Origin of the sequence: Thermoflexibacter ruber (assembly GCF_900113045.1) — a bacterium.
Lineage (GTDB): Bacteria > Bacteroidota > Bacteroidia > Cytophagales > Thermoflexibacteraceae > Thermoflexibacter > Thermoflexibacter ruber.
The window spans coordinates 40,508-57,908 of the sequence record NZ_FONY01000017.1; the positions used below are offsets into that span (position 1 = coordinate 40,508).

The 17,401-nt window shown below is 37.2% G+C and carries 14 protein-coding genes; 8 read left to right on the forward strand and 6 right to left on the reverse strand.

All coding sequences use genetic code 11. From position 1 onward, the window contains the following. The first annotated feature begins 47 nt into the window (after nucleotides 1-47). The 3 genes from BM141_RS10525 (at nucleotide 48) to BM141_RS10535 (ending at nucleotide 2,945) form a co-directional block, all read left to right on the forward strand. Complete coding sequence (locus BM141_RS10525) at nucleotides 48-1,364, forward strand: UDP-glucose dehydrogenase family protein (RefSeq protein WP_091544959.1); 1,317 nt, start codon at nucleotides 48-50, stop codon at nucleotides 1,362-1,364. Nucleotides 1,365-1,690: 326 nt separating this feature from the next. Next, nucleotides 1,691-2,092 (forward strand): T9SS type A sorting domain-containing protein, encoded by a 402-nt coding sequence (locus BM141_RS10530; RefSeq protein ID WP_091544960.1) that lies wholly within the window; start codon nucleotides 1,691-1,693, stop codon nucleotides 2,090-2,092. 13 nt (nucleotides 2,093-2,105) lie between these two features. Then, nucleotides 2,106-2,945: a hypothetical protein gene (locus BM141_RS10535; protein WP_091544961.1), complete on the forward strand. Its 840-nt coding sequence runs from the start codon at nucleotides 2,106-2,108 to the stop codon at nucleotides 2,943-2,945. Nucleotides 2,946-2,957: 12 nt separating this feature from the next. Here the strand turns inward: BM141_RS10535 and BM141_RS10540 are convergent, their stop codons facing one another. Beyond that, nucleotides 2,958-3,566, reverse strand: coding sequence for a riboflavin synthase (locus BM141_RS10540; protein ID WP_091544962.1), 609 nt, complete (start codon nucleotides 3,564-3,566; stop codon nucleotides 2,958-2,960). A gap of 274 nt (nucleotides 3,567-3,840) precedes the next feature. Between BM141_RS10540 and BM141_RS10545 the strand changes: the two genes are divergently transcribed. Then, nucleotides 3,841-4,689 (forward strand): transglutaminase family protein, encoded by an 849-nt coding sequence (locus BM141_RS10545; protein WP_091544963.1) that lies wholly within the window; start codon nucleotides 3,841-3,843, stop codon nucleotides 4,687-4,689. 39 nt (nucleotides 4,690-4,728) lie between these two features. On the opposite strand, the gene BM141_RS10550 is transcribed toward BM141_RS10545, so the two are convergent. Next, on the reverse strand, nucleotides 4,729-5,742 hold the full coding sequence (locus BM141_RS10550; RefSeq protein ID WP_091544964.1) for an AAA family ATPase: 1,014 nt from the start codon (nucleotides 5,740-5,742) through the stop codon (nucleotides 4,729-4,731). A gap of 388 nt (nucleotides 5,743-6,130) precedes the next feature. On the opposite strand from BM141_RS10550, the gene BM141_RS10555 reads away from it, so the two are divergent. Then, complete coding sequence (locus BM141_RS10555) at nucleotides 6,131-9,193, forward strand: type ISP restriction/modification enzyme (protein ID WP_091544965.1); 3,063 nt, start codon at nucleotides 6,131-6,133, stop codon at nucleotides 9,191-9,193. A gap of 525 nt (nucleotides 9,194-9,718) precedes the next feature. Further along, nucleotides 9,719-10,369, forward strand: a complete 651-nt coding sequence (locus BM141_RS10560) for a Uma2 family endonuclease (RefSeq protein ID WP_143090887.1) — start codon at nucleotides 9,719-9,721, stop codon at nucleotides 10,367-10,369. On the opposite strand, the gene BM141_RS10565 is transcribed toward BM141_RS10560, so the two are convergent. Further along, nucleotides 10,366-12,813 (reverse strand): TonB-dependent receptor, encoded by a 2,448-nt coding sequence (locus BM141_RS10565; protein WP_091544967.1) that lies wholly within the window; start codon nucleotides 12,811-12,813, stop codon nucleotides 10,366-10,368. The genes BM141_RS10560 and BM141_RS10565 overlap by 4 nt on opposite strands. Before the next feature lie 168 nt (nucleotides 12,814-12,981). On the opposite strand from BM141_RS10565, the gene BM141_RS10570 reads away from it, so the two are divergent. Further along, nucleotides 12,982-13,677, forward strand: a complete 696-nt coding sequence (locus BM141_RS10570; RefSeq protein ID WP_177217340.1) for a MarR family winged helix-turn-helix transcriptional regulator — start codon at nucleotides 12,982-12,984, stop codon at nucleotides 13,675-13,677. A 25-nt stretch (nucleotides 13,678-13,702) separates the two neighbouring features. Here BM141_RS10570 and BM141_RS10575 read toward each other — a convergent pair whose 3' ends face one another. Further along, on the reverse strand, nucleotides 13,703-15,013 hold the full coding sequence (locus BM141_RS10575; protein WP_091545075.1) for a hypothetical protein: 1,311 nt from the start codon (nucleotides 15,011-15,013) through the stop codon (nucleotides 13,703-13,705). 143 nt (nucleotides 15,014-15,156) lie between these two features. Next, nucleotides 15,157-16,101 carry a magnesium/cobalt transporter CorA gene (corA, locus tag BM141_RS10580; protein WP_091544969.1) on the reverse strand — a complete coding sequence of 315 codons (945 nt, stop codon included), beginning with the start codon at nucleotides 16,099-16,101 and terminating at the stop codon, nucleotides 15,157-15,159. 66 nt (nucleotides 16,102-16,167) lie between these two features. On the opposite strand from corA, the gene BM141_RS10585 reads away from it, so the two are divergent. Continuing rightward, complete coding sequence (locus tag BM141_RS10585) at nucleotides 16,168-16,626, forward strand: DNA polymerase III subunit psi (protein WP_091544970.1); 459 nt, start codon at nucleotides 16,168-16,170, stop codon at nucleotides 16,624-16,626. Nucleotides 16,627-16,632: 6 nt separating this feature from the next. Here BM141_RS10585 and BM141_RS10590 read toward each other — a convergent pair whose 3' ends face one another. Further along, entirely contained in the window at nucleotides 16,633-17,142 is a 510-nt protein-coding gene (locus BM141_RS10590) for a hypothetical protein (RefSeq protein ID WP_143090888.1), read from the reverse strand. Nucleotides 17,143-17,401 lie beyond the last annotated feature (259 nt).

Below are 17,401 nucleotides of genomic sequence, written 5' to 3' on the forward strand. Positions count from 1 at the left end.
TAAATATTTATTAAACATTTTATTTATTTCCTAAAAACAAAAACACTATGAATTTAGCAGTTATTGGAACGGGATATGTAGGTTTAGTTTCAGGTACTTGCTTTGCTGAAACAGGTAATCAAGTTATTTGTGTAGATAATAATGCTACCAAAGTTGCGCGTCTGCAAAATGGTGAAATGCCAATTTACGAACCGGGTTTAGAGGTGATTTTCAACAGAAATACTAAGCAAGGACGGCTTACCTTTACTACCGATTTGGAAAGTGCGGTGAAGTCTGCTGAGGTTATTTTCTTGGCTTTACCTACCCCACCGGGCGAAGACGGCTCTGCTGACCTTTCCTACGTATTGGGCGTAGCAGAACAATTAGGTAAAATTATTGACAGCTACAAAGTAATAGTCGATAAAAGTACCGTTCCCGTAGGGACTGCTGAGAAAGTTCATGCAGCAATCGCTAAAAACGCCAAAGTGGAGTTTGATGTAGTGTCAAATCCTGAGTTTTTGAGAGAGGGAGTTGCCGTAGAAGACTTTTTGAAACCTGACCGAGTAGTGATAGGTACTTCCTCTGACCGCGCTCGCGAAGTAATGCAACGCCTGTACGAGCCTTTTGTACGCCAAGGCAACCCTATTATATTTATGGACGAGCGTTCTGCTGAGATGACTAAATACGCAGCAAACTCTTATCTGGCTATGCGTATTAGCTTTATGAACGAGGTAGCTAACCTATGCGAAAAAGTAGGTGCCAATGTCGACCATGTACGTAGAGGTATTGGTAGCGACAAAAGAATAGGCAATCGTTTTCTATTCCCGGGAGTAGGTTATGGTGGCAGTTGTTTCCCCAAAGATGTTCAAGCATTGCATAAAACCGCTAAAGAATACAACTATGACTTCCGTATCATTGATTCAGTAATGAAGGTAAACCACGACCAACGCTTTATCTTATCAAAGAAAATCAAAGAATACTTCAACAATAACCTCAAAGACAAGAAGATAGCCATTTGGGGGCTTGCTTTTAAACCTAATACAGATGATATTCGCGAAGCACCTGCACTGTATATTATAGAAGAATTGGTAGCCGCAGGCGCAACAGTAACTGCTTTTGACCCAGAAGCAATGGACAATGTACGCCAAGTCATGGGAGATAAAGTAGCTTTGACCTTTGGACATTATGATGCCTTGCACGGAGCTGACGCTTTGGCTATCATTACAGAGTGGAGCCTATTCCGCACACCCGATTTCAACAAAATGGCTCAATTAATGAAAAGTAAAGTCATTTTTGATGGAAGAAACCTTTATGGAGTAGAAACATTGGCAGAGGCAGGATGGTACTACAATAGCATAGGCAGACCGATTGTGATGCCTAACTAATACTTTTGCAAATAAAAATTACTTTTTTACCACTATTCCCAAAAATAGTGGTAATTTTTTTTGTAAATGTTAATTTTTTCACTAACTTCATACATTGAATTAATGTCTTACCTTTCTATCAAATTCCAGTTTTAACGATACTTAATAGAACTTTTCTAAGACGAAATATTGTATTTTGCAGTTGGCATAATGCACACGGCTTGTTTATGTTAAAGAACTATAAATAATTAACAAAGTTCTTACATTCAGCAACTATTAATTCACTATAATCGTATAATATAATGACTTGAATTATAACTGTTTCTGACTTTTAAACTCTGTCTTGTATGATAAAAAATATACTGTCTTGTATTTTAGTTATTTGCACTATTTCTGCATCGCTTGCATTGGGAGGAGAAAATCTTACTATCTTGCCTTTGCAACATAGTACAAGCGATTATTTCTCCGATGATAAATTATTTGTCAATGAGCAAATAGACATTTCTAATATTTATCCTAATCCAGCAAACGATTTAGTAAAATTTAATTATCATATTATAGACACCAATGCGAAGGTAAAAATTACTATTAGAAACGTTTTAGGCAGTATAGTGAAAGAGGAAGAACTCTCTCCCCAAGCACACCAATTAGAAATTTCTGTAAGTGAGTACTCCTCAGGAATCTATTTCTACACTCTATCCATTAATAATAAGAGCATTATTACTAAAAAATTCTTAGTGAGAAGATAAAGCATATTTGTTTATGAAGAAGTACCTAAGTTTGAGTATTTGTCTTGTAATTATAGGCTTAACTTCATGTGAAAAAGAATTTCAAAAAAAAATAGACCCCATAGTAGGCAACTGGCATCTTAGATATATTACTTTTCAATACAGTCAAGCAAGCCCCAATACTCGCTACACCACTCATATTCTTCCTGCTGACTCAAACCGACTCACCCTCTCCGTAGGACGATATTACGAGGCAAAAACAAATCCAAGCTACGATTTTATGTATTTCGTCCGTTTCGGTAGTACATTTCGCGAAAATAGGAGTATAAGACAAGGGGTTTGGGAGTATTATGGAGAGGTTTACAGCCCTAATAATGACCTGACCAGTGGCAAACTGGTTTTTGATAGAGGAAATGCTTTTTATGCCAATCAAGCAGAGATTTTTTTGGACTATGATTTTAAACAAGACAGTTTACGCTTATTTTCTAATACAGCTAACTATGCAGGACTAAGCGTAGTATATCGCTTTTTAGGAGAGCAAGAGGCACGCCGAAAACCTGAAAACACTTTTAGCTATGGATTTAGCATAGGGAGCAAGTGGGCTTTTGCTGAAGGATTTGCAAGAGCAGCAGATAGCCTGAGGTGGAGGGTGCAAAACAGTGCTTACTTAACCGTTTTAAGAGATTATTTTGTTTATTTTCGGCAGGGGGCTTATCTTTCTGATTATGAAGATACTTACCCTACGTTTACTGCTTTTTTGCAAGGCATCAAAGAAGGTAGAAAAGGTAAGTTTCAGGAAGGTTATAATTTTGCGCTTAACCTCAAACCCAACGAGCAACCTCAATATGAAATTTCTTATTATTTCAGTAGATAAAAGTAGATTTTTTTAAATTGATGACTTGACTAAATTTTGCTTTTCAAATAGTTTTTTTAGGTATTTCCCAATAATATCAAATTCTAAATTCACAACTGTACCTACACCAATTTCTTTGAAATTGGTATGCTCGTACGTGTATGGAATAATTGCTACACTAAAACTTCCTTCTGAGGAATCTACTACTGTTAGGCTTACCCCATTGACGGCAATAGAACCTTTCTCCACGGTAAAATTTCCTTTGGAAACCTCATAGGCAAAAGAAAAACGCCAACTTCCATGCTCACTAATTACCGAAGTGCATACTCCTGTCTGGTCGACATGCCCCTGAACAAAATGACCGTCAAAGCGACCGTTAGCAGGCATACATCGCTCTAAATTGACTATTTTACCAACTTCCCAACTTCCCAAATTAGTCTTTTGCAAAGTTTCATAGATAGCAGTAACACAATGCTTGCCTTCGGCAACGGCAGTAACAGTCAGACACACGCCATCGTGAGCTATGCTTTGGTCTATTTTTAGCTCATGGGCAATATTTGATTCCACCCAAAAAATAATATTATCTTGTTGTTTTTCAATGCTATGTATAATACCTTCTGTTTCTATAATTCCTGTAAACATTTGTTTGCTTTTTTTAGAATCCAAAATTACAATAAATTTATTGGAGTAACAACGTGCAACCCTGATATTAGCAATAAGGAACTATTTACCAATAAAGGTCAAAGAGGTTCATTATCATCAAGTTAAATTTTTTGATGCGTTGCTTTTTTAGAAAATAAAAATAGATATTTAGGTTTTTCCAAATAAAAATAAGTACTATATTTTTGATTCATTAGAAAATTACTAATTTGTAGCATAGAAATTATTTTTTTCATTTATGTTATTATTTTAGTTTATGTTGTTCAAAATCAAGCATACTACTCACTATCGTTATTCTTCTGAAGTATTTTTAGAGCCACACCTACTTAGGGTAAGACCTCGTACCGATGCTTATCAAACATTAAAAATATTTGATTTAGATATTCTCCCCTTTCCAAGTACTAAAAATATGAAGGTAGGTCTAAATAATCATAGTGATTATATGCTTTGGTTTGAAGGACATACCACTGAGTTGAAAATTGTAGCCACTTCAGTAGTTGAAACGGAAAATTCCAATCCTTTTAATTTTATTATTTACCCTTTTACAGCTACTCAGTTGCCCATGCGCTATAATGATGCTACTCACATAGAAGTAATGCCTTTTTTGACTCAAGTAAGTAAAGATGAAAAGGTACAAAAATTAGCCAAAGAGCTAATGTTAGATATTGATTTTCAAACACTTCCTTTTATATCTCATCTTACTCGCTATCTGTACGACCACTTTCAGGTAGAAAAACCCAATCCATTTAGTCCTCCAGCTATGCCAGAAGTTACCTTAGAAAAAATGTCAGGTTCTTACAAAGATTTGGCTTATTTACAATTAGCCCTTTGCAGGGAAGCAGGCATAGCAGCACGCTATGTACTTGGCTATCAAGTAGATAATTTTAATTTTCCCAACTCACTTCATGCTTGGGTAGAGGTTTACCTGCCGGGAGCGGGGTGGAAAGGTTTTGATGCTACTACGGGTATGGCAATAGGTGAAAGGCACATAGCCCTTACCGCCGCCCATGTACCATCGCTATGTAATTTAGTTACAGGAACTTATCGGGGTAATGCTTCTTCTCACTTGGATACTTCTATAGAAATAAATCATATATCTTCCTAAGTTTTGGAAATTTTCCATGCAAGATACTTATTAACAATATTAGTTATCACTAAATCTACCCCATTCTATTTTTCGGGAGAAAAACAAAGAAATAGAATTTGCTGAGGAGAGTATAGGATTTTGCTCAAAATCAATCATACGCCGAATCTCCTCCACTAAGGGAACACTATTGGTACTGATGACTACTTTGAAACCTTGATTCACTAAATTGCCTATAAAATTTCCTATAAATATCTGATTATCAATACTTAACCCTTTTTCTGGTTCTCTAATAATTAAGCAGTCCTTAGGCTGTGCCAAATGCCGCAAGTAAAAGCTCAGCGATGGAAAATCATGTGAGATAGTGTCCAATTTATCTGCTAAATAGACAAAAGGCGAGGTTTGCTGTGCTAAATCTTGTACCTCCTGTTCAGAACCCAAGCTAAATTTTTGCTTTGCTTGAAAAATTTGGGTTTGTAAACCTAAAAGACTATGTACTAAACTAATAAAGATATTCATACTGATAGCACTCTGCAAACGCTCAGTAGTAAACTGGTGTTGTGGCGTAACTTCAAAACTCAACATGGGAGAGAGCGAGGGTTTGGAGGCTGTCATAAAATATCCTTTTTGCATATTGCCAAAGTGCGTTTCATAGTTAGAGAGGATAATTTGCCTTTTAATAAACTCATTATCAGCATCTATTACTATCTCTGTATTAATAAAGGACTCTTTGAAGCCTGTAAAAATTTCTCTAATTTTTTCTCTGAGATAAGTAGTCGTAGTAGATAAAATTTGATGCTTGTATGGTAAGAAATAATTATCCACTTTCTCTAATAGATTGATTTCTAATCTATTATTTTCCTGTAATTCCTGTACCAGTTCTTGCAAGTCTTCCCACTGAGCAAACTTAGTCAGTTCTAAGAAAAAGCTGGTATCAAAACTAAACAAATGATAAATGGTATGCGTAAGGTAAGTCTGCCAATAGTCCTGCTCTCCACAAAGCAAAATTAAATCCTTGCTCAAATCAATTTCTGCTTGGTTGATGCTTCCTAAGTTTTTGATTTTTAGAATCATAGTATCACAGCATATATTAAAGTAAACATAATTTTTGCTAAAAACCTTATTTGAGCATCACACTCACAATTAGGCATTGACAAAGGTACAAAAATAATGCAGTAAGCCAAATTAAGCGAGTTTAGATTCCTCACTACTTATAAACAAGAGTAGGAAATCTAAGTTTTGGCTTTTTTACATCTATCCAATTATGAAATAAGCAAGAATATCCGTATTAGAGAAACGAGACAAACTACTTCTAAGCAGTTCCTCTCAAAATCCTGTTCCAATATAGCCAAGAGAGTACTTTTTTCTTCTTGCAAAGATTAAAAGCGAAAATATCCCTGCCCTACTCTCCTCACTTCGTAAAAAAGTAAATATCTTTGAGCCTGACTTCACGATATTTGAAATGAAAATAGACTTTAAAACTTATATCCAAGAACTACAACAAGTTTCGCTTGACCAACTAACAGAACACTCCCAAAGGTCAGTTCTGGAAAATCTGCTCAAACAAGCAGCTCAGATTAACCAGACCCAGAAAATTACAGTCTTGCAAGAACCCAAACGCAAAGAAAACTACGGCTCGCCTGATTTTAAAATCTTTACGGCAAGTGCTATCATTGGCTATGTCGAGAATAAAAAGATTACGGAAAATTTGGATAGAACCTTACAAAGCGAACAGATAAAAAAGTACCGAGAATTATCAAAAAATCTACTCCTTACCAACTATATAGACTTTGTTTGGATAAGAGGAGAAAATATACAGAGCGAAAGTCTGTGTTCCCTATCGGATATTGAAAACAAAAACTACAAAGGCGATGAGGAAAAACAAGAAAAGGTAGAACAACTTTTGCTCAATTTTTTTTCGCAAGTACCTGAAAAAATAACCAATCCTGACCACTTGGCTCTTGCCTTAGCGGTGCGCTGCCGAAATTTGAAAGATTTTATCTATGATGAATTGGAAAGACAAAGCAAGCAAAACGAACAGGAAAGACTATACGACCTATACGATGCCTTTAAAAACAACATTTTTAGCGAGCTAAGCATAGCAGAGTTTGCAGATGCTTTTGCTCAAATGCTCAGCTACGGTATGTTCTTGGCAGGATTGAATGCGGATACCCAGGCAATTTCTCTGGACAGTGTAAAGAAATATATTCCTTCAAGTTTTCAACTTATCAAGGAATTAATCCATTTTCTTGATGAATTGGAAAAACCTGAATACCAAGAAACTAAGTGGATTATTGATGAAATCATTGCTATTATCAACCACATAGAATGGGCAACTTTTCAGCAAAATATGAGCTTTAAAAAAAGAACCTCAGAAGATTGGGACAGCGCAGACCCCTACATTTATTTTTACGAAACCTTCCTTGCCGCCTATGACTATAAGCTGCGAAAAGCCAAAGGTGTTTACTATACTCCTCCCCAAGCAGTGAATTTTATTGTGCGAGCTATTGATGAAATTTTAACGCATACCTTCCAACTCCCTAATGGCTTAGCTGAACACAAGCAAGTAACCGTCTTGGATTTTGCCACAGGAACAGGAACTTTTTTATTAGAAATATTCAGAACAGTATTGGAAAACTTACCCCAACAGAACCCTGAAAAAAGAAAACTACTGATTAAGGAGCATCTCTTGCAAAACCTCTACGGTTTTGAGTACCTAATTGCCCCTTATACTGTGGCTCATCTCAAACTTTCGCAGTTTTTGAAGGAAAATGGCTACGAACTCGAGGGCAAGGAGCGTCTGCAAGTATATCTGACCAATACCTTAGAGCCTGTAAATAGGCAAGTCAGAGTGCCTTTTATGCCCCAACTTTCTAAAGAAACACAGTCGGCTCAGGCTATCAAAGATAAACCAATTTTAGTTATTACGGGCAACCCTCCTTATTCTTATGCTTCTAAAAATAATAGCCTTTGGATTAGCAATAAAATAAAGGACTATTACAAGGTAGATAGTACAAAACTCAACGAACGCAATCCTAAGGGTTTACAAGATGATTATGTGAAGTTCATTCGTTTTGCCCAAGACAAAATGGATAGGGTAGAGCAGGGCGTAGTAGGCATTATTACGAATCATTCTTTTTTGGACAATCCTACTTTTAGAGGTATGCGACAAAGTCTGATGAGTACTTTTAACCAACTCCATTTTATTGATTTGCATGGAAATAGCAGGAAAAAAGAAACTACTCCCGAAGGCAGAAAAGACGAAAATATTTTTGATATTCAGCAAGGCGTATGTATTTCTATTTTGGTCAAGAAAAAAGGATTAAAGAAAGGCATTTTTCATACAGATTTTTGGGGAAGTAGAAAGGAAAAACTCAAGCTCTGTGTAGAAAACTCTTTGAAAACCATTGAGTTTACTGAACTACAGCCCAATGCGCCGTTCTACTTGTTCATACCTCAAAATCAAGCACTCAGGGAGCAGTACGAGCATTTTTGGAGCATAAAGGATATTTTTAACCTCAACAGTGTGGGGGTAGTAACGGGAAACGATGAACTATTCATAGATTTTGAGGAGAAAAATCTGCAAAAAAAGATACGAGAACGATTCAAAGAATATCACAAAGAACTTACTACCTCCATCTTGTATCGTCCTTTTGATGTACGAAAGCTGTACTACGATGCGGACAAGATAGAGCGGTCAAGGAAAAACATAATGATTAATTTTCAAGATAAGAATGTTGCACTCATATCTGTTAGGCAGGTAGCTGAAGGCATATTCAACCATGCTTTCATAACAAGCTTTATTCCCAATTTTAGGGCTACATTAAGTAATAAAGGTGGGGCTTTTATTTTCCCTCTTTACATTCTTAAAAATGGGGTAGAAAAAACATTTTTTGGAGTAGCCGAGCCACAAGCCCCGTATGGAAATGAGAAAGAAGAAAACGGCTTTATCAAGACCGAAAATTTCACTTCTGCCTTTCGCAAGTTTATCAATCAACAATACCAAAAGCATTATAACCCTGAGCAGATTTTAGGTTATATCTATGCCATGCTGCACAGTGAAACGTACAGAACCAAGTATGCAGACTTTTTAAAGATGGATTTTCCCCATATTCCATTTACCAAAAACCAACAAAGTTTTGAGCATCTTGCAGTGCTGGGAGAGGAGTTGATAGAACGACACTTGATGCGAAAAAACTTTGCTTTCAAAGAGTTGGCAGATTTGGGGAACTACCCTGTTGAGGGCGACAATGTAGTGGTGAAACCTGAATTTAAAATCATTAACATACAAGGCAAAACCCACCAACGACTATACATCAACCCAACGCAGTATTTTGAAACCGTACCCAAAGAGGTCTACGAGTTTTACATTGGTGGCTATCAGGTTTTGGACAAGTACCTCAAAGACAGAAAAGGAAGAAGCATTGCAGAGGATTTATTTCACATGACAGAAATTATCAAAATCATATATTTCACTATCAAGCAAATGGAAAAGATTGATGAAGAAACTAAGGAGTGGATTTAGCCTTTATTAACTACTGAACTATCTATTTTAATAGGTTAGAGTTTTATACTCAATCAAAAGTGGTTTTGAAATTTTCTTTACTCCAAAGTCCCTGTTCTCTGACACTTCCTGTGTAAAACTTATATAAGCATTGGACTTTCATCTGCCCTTGACCAACACAGTAGGTGTGCTATTTTTGTAGAAAATAATGAATAAAACCGCGTAGCGGTGGCATATTTCATGCCTACGACCTTGCTATATGTTATATGTTGGTTGGGCTTGCTCTTTTCTACAAAGATGACAGCCCTATGGGCTTAAAGTTACATGTAGTATTGTTCATTGGAAAAAGTGTCAGAGAACCCAAGTCTCTTTCTCAGCAAGAGAAAAGGATTGGAAAATCATTTTATTTGGAGTATCCTGATTTTATTTAACTTTGGATAAATTTTAAATTGATAGAATCTTTGTAATACAAAAACAAAAAGATTTTTTTCATTTTGTTTAATTGTGATTTTTTGTTTATTTTTGGTAAAAAGAAAGCTCGAGCCTATGCCTGCGATACTTGAAAGTGAAAATATCTTTACTCAAATTCCGCCTCTTGACGAAATCCAAGAGGGAGAAGTATTTTACATGAGCGAGGAGGAGTACTTGGAACTCGTTGAAAAACATGAGGGTAGATTTCAATATGAAAACGGAAAAGTAATCCTTATGCCTTACGCACAAAAAAATCACAACATCGTTGAAGCGAATATAATAGGAGAATTATATATCGCTTTGCAAGCAAGCCCACTGATTGTTTCTACCAACGAAACGCTTATTTATGTCCCTGCTTTTGACCTCTATGCCAATCCTGATGTAGTTGTTTTCCAAGAACCTACCGAGTACAGAGAGCGTAAAAAAGGCATACAAGCTCTGCTTAATCCCGTTTGTATCATTGAAATTCTGTCCCCAAGTACAGCCCGCTACGATAGAAGCAAAAAACTCCAAATGTACCAGTCCATTCCAAGTCTTCAGCAGTACGTCATGATTTCCCAAGAGGAAGTCCAAGTAGAAACCCTGACCAAAAACAAAGAAAGAGAGTGGGTGTACCGATTTGCTTTTGAGGCAGACCAAAGCATCAGTATTTTAGACCACCCTATCCCTCTTTCAAAGATGTATGCCAAAGTACAATTTGAAAAAGCTAATACCACCACTACCTAAAACTCAATGATAAAGCCCAAAGACGGTAAAACTGTAGCTTCGTTATTGGACAAAATTAAAGGAATACCATTGGCTCCGTCAGTTCGCAAAGGATTACCGTCAGTAGTCGCAAAGGCGGAATTGTCCGCAGTGCGTTGGAAAGTATATTGCGGGAAAGCAGGTGTTTGGAAACCTAAGGCATTCTGAACATCTAAATACAAGTCAAAAGTGGCTCGGCGAAAATTCCATTTCTTATCTATGCGGAAATCAAACTGGTTAAAAGCGGTTAATCTTTCTGAATTGAGCTTTGAAAAGTCCAAAATCCCTACCCCCAAAGTTGGGTAATTTTTCTGCGAAGCCACCAAATCAAACGGAGTCAGCGGTGCTCCACCTGCAAAGCGGTATCTCATGCCTATTTCCCAGCCTTTGTTGAATTTTTTACCAAAAAGAGCAGAAATCAAATGTCTATTGTCCCAAGCCGATGGCACTAACTTGCCGTCAAGCCCTGCAAACTGACTGCGAACAAAAGTATAAGAAAAGACTGCAAAAATATTTTTGGTAAGTTTTTGCTGGGCATAAAACTCAAAGCCGTAAGCATTGCCTATACCATTGGTGGTAACTTCTTCATTGCCAATAGCCCCAAAGTCGCCCCCTTGATTTGCCAAAGAAATGCCATCTCTGACTGAAACAGGATAATTACGATAACTTTTGTAAAATCCTTCTACGGTAAAGCGTAAGTCATCTTTGGGCAGAAATTCTAATCCGCCTACGTAATGCGTTGAATTGGTGTACTTGGCATCTTTGTTTACTAACTCGCCTTGCTCATTCCTATAACTCAAAATGGTGTAAATAGGTGTTTTGTAATATGTTCCTACTGAGGCATTAAGATTCCACTTGTCTGCCAAAGCATACGAAAGCGAAAGTCGCGGGGAAAGTGTTTCCAGTGGATTATTTCCTGTTTCGGTAAAGCTATTCATGTCTGTTCTTAGTCCCAAAGAAAGCCCTAATTTATTGTTTAGCAGACTTTTAGAAACTTGTCCAAACGCTCCATAGCGGAAAAAGTCTATGTCAGTATTGAAGTTTACGGCGATTTGCGGTTGCAAGAGTTGCCCTTGTGCATCTCTGATTTCCTTACGTATCCTATTGAAAACGTCGTTATTGAACTGCACGTATTGGGCAACTAAGCCGTAAGAAAACTTCCAACCATTTACAAATTTGTTTACATCTATACGTAGCTTATTTTCAGTTTCTTGGGAGCGGGCTTTCAAAATTCGCTTGCTTTCGTTTCCTTCGTCTTTGTCTTCAAATCTATCTAATTGATTATCAAAAGTATTTCTACTCAATGCAATATTGATGTAACCGTTATTTACTAAGCGTTTCAAAGCAAAACCTACGGTGTAGTTCCACTGATTGATGCTTGGGACTGAGCGCAAAATATACTCCTTCTCAGGAGAACTTTGTCTTGGGATAGCGAAAGTAAACTCGTCTATCGCTCCCACACCCAAAGCGGTAATGGAAGTTTTTGCATTGATTTTGTGCGTAATCTTGTACTGAAAATCCCAATAGTTAGGGCGAATAGGCAGGTCAATCGCTTGGAAAAGCAACTGCAAGTAAGACCTTCTTACTGATGCCAAATAGGTAGTTTTAGGGGAAATAGGTCCTTCAAAAGTCGTGGCTAATTCGGTGGAACTCAATCGGATATTGCCTGAGAAACGGTCAGGATTGCCTTCTCTTTGTTTGAATTGGAAGGTGGAAGCGAGAGCATTGTCGTAGCGGGCATCAAAAGCCGAAGAACTCAATTTTACGTCCTCTATGAAAGATACATTCAAAATACCTGTAGGACCGCCTGCACTTCCTTGCGTAGTAAAGTGATTGATGACAGGGATTTCTATGCCATCTAAGTAATATACATTTTCGTTTGGCGCCCCACCGCGAATCACTATGTCATTGCGAAAGCCCCCTACCGAACCACTTGTCCCACCAACACCAGGAAGTACCTGGACTACTCTTGAAATATCAAAATTGCCACCGGGGTTGCTTCTGATTTCTTCTGTAGTCAGGCTTTGCGTGGAAAGCGGGGTAATAATGTCTGCTACTGAAGCTGATTTACTTTGCGTAGCAGTAATTTCTACTTCTTTGAGTGTGCTTACTTCTTCCTCCAATTCAAAGTTGATAATCTGTGCATTGCCCGAAGTCAAGTTGATATTGAACTTGGTGAGGGTTTTGTAGCCTACAAAACTCGCTCTGAGGTTATAACTGCCTACGGGAACTTTGTCCAATTTGTAGTTGCCGTCTGCATCGGTAGTAGTGCCTATTTGCGTGCCTTCTATCAATACAGTAACGCCAATTAAGGCTTCTTGGGTATTTTTATCTTTGACCGTACCGCGAATGATACCGACATTTTGGGCAAAACTTAGAGGTAAATAAAAGAATGATAAAATACTAAAAAATAAAAACTTTTTCATAAAATAAGATGTTTTAATACTAATTTAGTACAAAAACATTTTTATTTGGAAAAGGTTTAAGAAAAATAGTATTTTTTTATACATTTAACTGTAAATTAAAGTGCGCCATCGTAACATATAACCTGTGCCTCTGGTGTACTTATGGTTATTAAAAGTAACAAAAATAGAATGATGAATTACCAACTCATACACGAATTGATAGACCAAGCAGCTGATTTTCAAAAAGAAAATCAGAAAGGAAGTTTGCAGGATTTCTCCGCTTGGCTTTCGCAAAAAATAGAAAATGAAAAGAAATGGCAAAAACAGAATGATGATAAACTGAAAGATAGTTTTCAAGATAGCGATAATCATTTTCAAAACAATGAAGAAGATTTCAAAGAGCAGGAAAACTATTCTGTCCTTGCCCTGATTACTTACCTGTATCGCTATGCGAAGCTCTATGCTAAAAAAGCCTTAGAGGAGCATCAATCTGCTTTTGTAACTTTTGATGAGTTGGTTTATTTAATTACGCTTTATTTTAACCCAAACCCACTGAGCAAGACCCAACTCATAGAAACTAATATACACGAAAAGCCTACAGGCATGGAAATCATCAAGCGCTTGCTCAAAAACAAATTAATAGAACAGTTTGATAGCCAAGAAGATAAGCGAATAAAGTACTTGAGAGTAACCGAAAAAGGCAAAACAGAGTTTATGAAAGTCTTTGGCACGATGCGAGCTATTGCGCAGTTAGTTTCAGGAAATCTGACCAAAGAAGAAGATTATCAACTTTTTCAGTTGCTAAAAAAACTACACCTTTTCCACAATCCTATTTTCTTGCATGAAAAAGAAAAGCCTTTGCAGCAGATTTTGACAAGGGTTTAATACAAGGTTATACTACTTGATAGTTTTACTTTTCAAACTCTATGATATGCTCTGAGGCATACTCGTCGTCGCCCGGTTTGATTCGCTTTACAAAAAATCTTGCTTTTTTGCCTAAGCGTAAGCAGGTGTATTTTTCTTTGATGTCCTCTGGCGTATTTAATGGCTGTAGAGAAGGATACCACAAAATATAACCCTCTTTTTCAAAAAGTAGCTGAGGTTTTGTCCACTCCTGCGTGCTTGCTGGATTAGAAAAATCAGGATTCCTATTGAAAGAAATATATACTTGACTTCCTTGCCAAGAGGGTCCCACTACTTTTCCCATAAGCATAACCCAGCAGTTCAGATAAGTATTCCAACTCACCGAAGGTCCCCAATGAAAGCCTCCCGTAGGCGAAGAGGCAGGACCACCTCCCTCTTCAATAGGAATTTGCAGTGAAGCAATAGGTTTACCGATTCCATTGAAAGGAGCATTAAAGCCTGTGCCGTCCCACCTTTTGGCTTTGCCTTGCGGATTGTCTAAGTCTGCCAGAGCAATCCTTGCTACACTGATGCACTGCCCTGCCCATTCTGTTTGTCGGCTGTAAGTAGCTTCTTCATAGACACCAGGGTAGCCATATTCGCCGTAAAATAGGTACAAATAATCTCCACTCGCTACGGCAGAGGGGTCGCCTACGCCGCCTGCAAAGGTATTGGAAGTATTGTGAGGTTTTAAAATGAGTCTTTCGTTGAGGTCTTCTATGAAGATGCCTTTGTTTTCCCAACTCCTGCCTCCGTCAGTAGATTTCATAATCCCGATACGACAAACTGCCGCAGGGCTGGTAGGTCCTTGCAACCCTTGTGGCCACTTTTCGTTTTTGTATCCTTGCCCTGTAAGAGAATCATAAGGATAGGTAGAGGGGTAATTTTCGTTGTGATAAACGCCGTAGAGCGTTTTTCCAGAGGGGTCTTTGGTATCTTGATAAACAGTTTCAAACCAAACCGCTCCGTGCAAGCCATCTTGCCCAACGGGTACATTAGGAGGCATTTTAGGGTCAAAAAAGCCGTCTTTCCCCTTTCTAAATGCCTCATCTGCGTTTTTTCCATCAGCAAATTTCAAATCTTTGGCATCTCCCCAGAGAGGGTCTTCGCCATATTTTCCGGGGAAAATCCTAAAAGTATCTCCTATCCACGCCTCTGCCATGTTGCAATCTACGAAGGAATTGAACGTTATTTTGTCAGCAGGAAGTAGCTTAAACTTAGGAGCGAAGTTTTCTTTCTCATGGTTTTCTTGGGAGGAGCAGGCGTAGAACCCAAAAATAGCTATGGATACGCTTATAAAAATGGTGGATTTTTTCATTTTCATATTTCTTTACTATGATAGCAAATATAAAAAATTTCCTATATAGATGCTATTTTTGCAGATAAATTAATAGTTTGCCGATTTTATTTTGTTCTATTGTGATTTTCCCGAGAACAGTGAAAGCAAGGCAGAGCTTTCCCTCATAACCACTGCTTTTTCTTGAAAAAGAACAAAGTAATGATAGAGGAAAGCACCATCAAGCCTAAGGCAAACGGATAGCCTCCCATCCAATCCAACTCAGGCATCACTTTGAAGTTCATTCCGTAAATACTCGCTATCAAAGTAGGAGGCATAAAAATCACAGAAACTACCGTAAAGATTTTGATGATTTTATTTTGCTCAATATTGATTAGCCCCATGAAAGTATTTTGCAGGTATTCCAAGCGCTCAAAACTAAAAGCAGAATGGTCTAAGAGAGAGCCTGTATCTTTGATGAGAATACGCAAGTCTTCATAGTTGTACGATTGGAAATATTTGCTTTTTAGCATGGCAGAGAGAACTCTTTGCTTTTCAATCACATTTTGGCGAATAAGCATGGTGCTTTCTTGGAAGTTAGCAATATCTATGATGAGTTGTTCGTCTATACTGCGTTCCAAACTTAGTTTTTTACTCATTTTGGAAATATGACGAGCATTATATTCTATAGTATCTGCATCATTTTCAATGATATGCTCAAAAAAGGAAGTTAGTACATCTATGCCGTTTTGATAATACTTGGAGTTAAGAAAAGTTTTTTGAGAGATTTCTGTAAATACAGAAAGCGAATCTTGGCGAATAGAAAAGAGCGTATTGTCCTTCAAAATGAAAGAAATAATCCCCTGCTCCACATTTGATTGTTTTTGGGAGATGCAGGTAAGGTTAATAAAAAAAGTACTATCCACCTCAAAATAGCGAGATTGGATTTCCTCTGCTTCTTCTCTGGTCAAAAACTCTATTTGGAAAATAGATTGCAATGCCTCTAATTCGTTTGTAGAGGGTTGCAACAAATCTACCCAAATGACAGAAGTGAGGGGAATGTGCTGGAGTATGTCTAACTGATTAGATGAAATAACTTGATTTTCAAACTTATAAAAAATAGTAAGCATATTTTCAAAATCTCTTTTGCAAAGATAGGAATTTTGTATCTTTGAATTCTATTTGTCAAAGTATTTATGAACTTTCAAACACAGACAGATTTTCTTTTTTTGCCCATACTTATCAAGGAAACCATTTATATTCTTGAAAAAGAGGTACAAATACTGCCAGAAGAAGGTGATATTGTTACGAAGCCTGTTTTACCCTTTTTAGTTTTGCATGAGGAGGCAAGTCCTCTGCCTGAATCGCTTGGCGAGCAGCTTCACAATATTTTGAAAGCGATTAATATTCCTCTAAATAAAGTTGAAAAACTGCCAATTGCCACATTCCAACAAGCTATGATGAAAGATAGAGAGTTCATTTTCATATTTTCTAACCATGCACCACCTCCTTTTGTTTCTTTGGAAAAAAATAAAGTACGGAGTATTAGCCAATCTACTAAGGCTTTACTTTCTGATGCTTTAAATGATTTGATAAACGATAAGCAGAAAAAAATAGCTCTTTGGAACGAGTTGAAAAAAAATTTTCCGCAGTAAAGTGATTTACTTTAACCCGACTTGCTTTCGCAGTTCCGCTACTTTTTCTAATTTTAGTTTACGAAGGCGGGCTTCCTGTTCTTCTATCCATTTGATTTCATTGTATTTGCGGTCAGCGTGAACGTCATCGTAGTATCGGTAAGTTACATTGAACTTAGCAAACTCTTCTTTGAGTGCATCTTCTATAATAACAAAGTTTTCATAAATATTTTTTTTGAGTTGGACTATGTCGCTGCGTTCCTGCATGATTTGACTCTCTAAGGTAGCTAACTGCTTCATTTGCATCTCACTTTTTACGGGACGGTTTGTCCCTGCTGCCTTCGTAGGGGGTGTTTCTTTGAATAGGTCTTCTTCGCGTTCTCTGGCTCCTAAAATGGCTTCTTTCTCTGCAATGGACTGTATATAAAGTTCTTGTTTCCAAATTCCTATTTCTTCTAACTCTGCTTTGGTCATGGCAGACCATTTCTTTCCTAAGTACAAAGCCCAAAGAGTTGAGTCATTGGGATTTGTCCTCAATTTTTTCCAAATTTGCGGTTTTTTATAGGGGTCGTCTTGAACCTCTTGTGCAAAAGATGCAGAAGAAATTAAAATTAGAACAGATATAAAAAAGAGTTTAAACAAAGTATTCAAAGGAAAACACGTATTCGTACAAGTCATACTGTAAATCACATTATAATCTACTCAAAGTTAAGTATCTATACCTAAAAAAAAGATTTTGGGTTGCACGTATATTGCTAAATTTTTGAGTAAAGCTAAGCTCATTTTATACATTTTA

What these genes read in the sequence shown, in the direction of transcription:
- BM141_RS10525 (WP_091544959.1), top strand. Translation starts at nt 48, where the DNA reads ATGAATTTAGCAGTTATTGGAACGGGATATGTAGGTTTAGTTTCAGGT.
- BM141_RS10530 (WP_091544960.1), top strand. Translation starts at nt 1,691, where the DNA reads ATGATAAAAAATATACTGTCTTGTATTTTAGTTATTTGCACTATTTCT.
- BM141_RS10535 (WP_091544961.1), top strand. Translation starts at nt 2,106, where the DNA reads ATGAAGAAGTACCTAAGTTTGAGTATTTGTCTTGTAATTATAGGCTTA.
- BM141_RS10540 (WP_091544962.1), bottom strand. Translation starts at nt 3,566, where the DNA reads ATGTTTACAGGAATTATAGAAACAGAAGGTATTATACATAGCATTGAA.
- BM141_RS10545 (WP_091544963.1), top strand. Translation starts at nt 3,841, where the DNA reads ATGTTGTTCAAAATCAAGCATACTACTCACTATCGTTATTCTTCTGAA.
- BM141_RS10550 (WP_091544964.1), bottom strand. Translation starts at nt 5,742, where the DNA reads ATGATTCTAAAAATCAAAAACTTAGGAAGCATCAACCAAGCAGAAATT.
- BM141_RS10555 (WP_091544965.1), top strand. Translation starts at nt 6,131, where the DNA reads ATGAAAATAGACTTTAAAACTTATATCCAAGAACTACAACAAGTTTCG.
- BM141_RS10560 (WP_143090887.1), top strand. Translation starts at nt 9,719, where the DNA reads ATGCCTGCGATACTTGAAAGTGAAAATATCTTTACTCAAATTCCGCCT.
- BM141_RS10565 (WP_091544967.1), bottom strand. Translation starts at nt 12,813, where the DNA reads ATGAAAAAGTTTTTATTTTTTAGTATTTTATCATTCTTTTATTTACCT.
- BM141_RS10570 (WP_177217340.1), top strand. Translation starts at nt 12,982, where the DNA reads ATGATGAATTACCAACTCATACACGAATTGATAGACCAAGCAGCTGAT.
- BM141_RS10575 (WP_091545075.1), bottom strand. Translation starts at nt 15,013, where the DNA reads ATGAAAAAATCCACCATTTTTATAAGCGTATCCATAGCTATTTTTGGG.
- corA (WP_091544969.1), bottom strand. Translation starts at nt 16,101, where the DNA reads ATGCTTACTATTTTTTATAAGTTTGAAAATCAAGTTATTTCATCTAAT.
- BM141_RS10585 (WP_091544970.1), top strand. Translation starts at nt 16,168, where the DNA reads ATGAACTTTCAAACACAGACAGATTTTCTTTTTTTGCCCATACTTATC.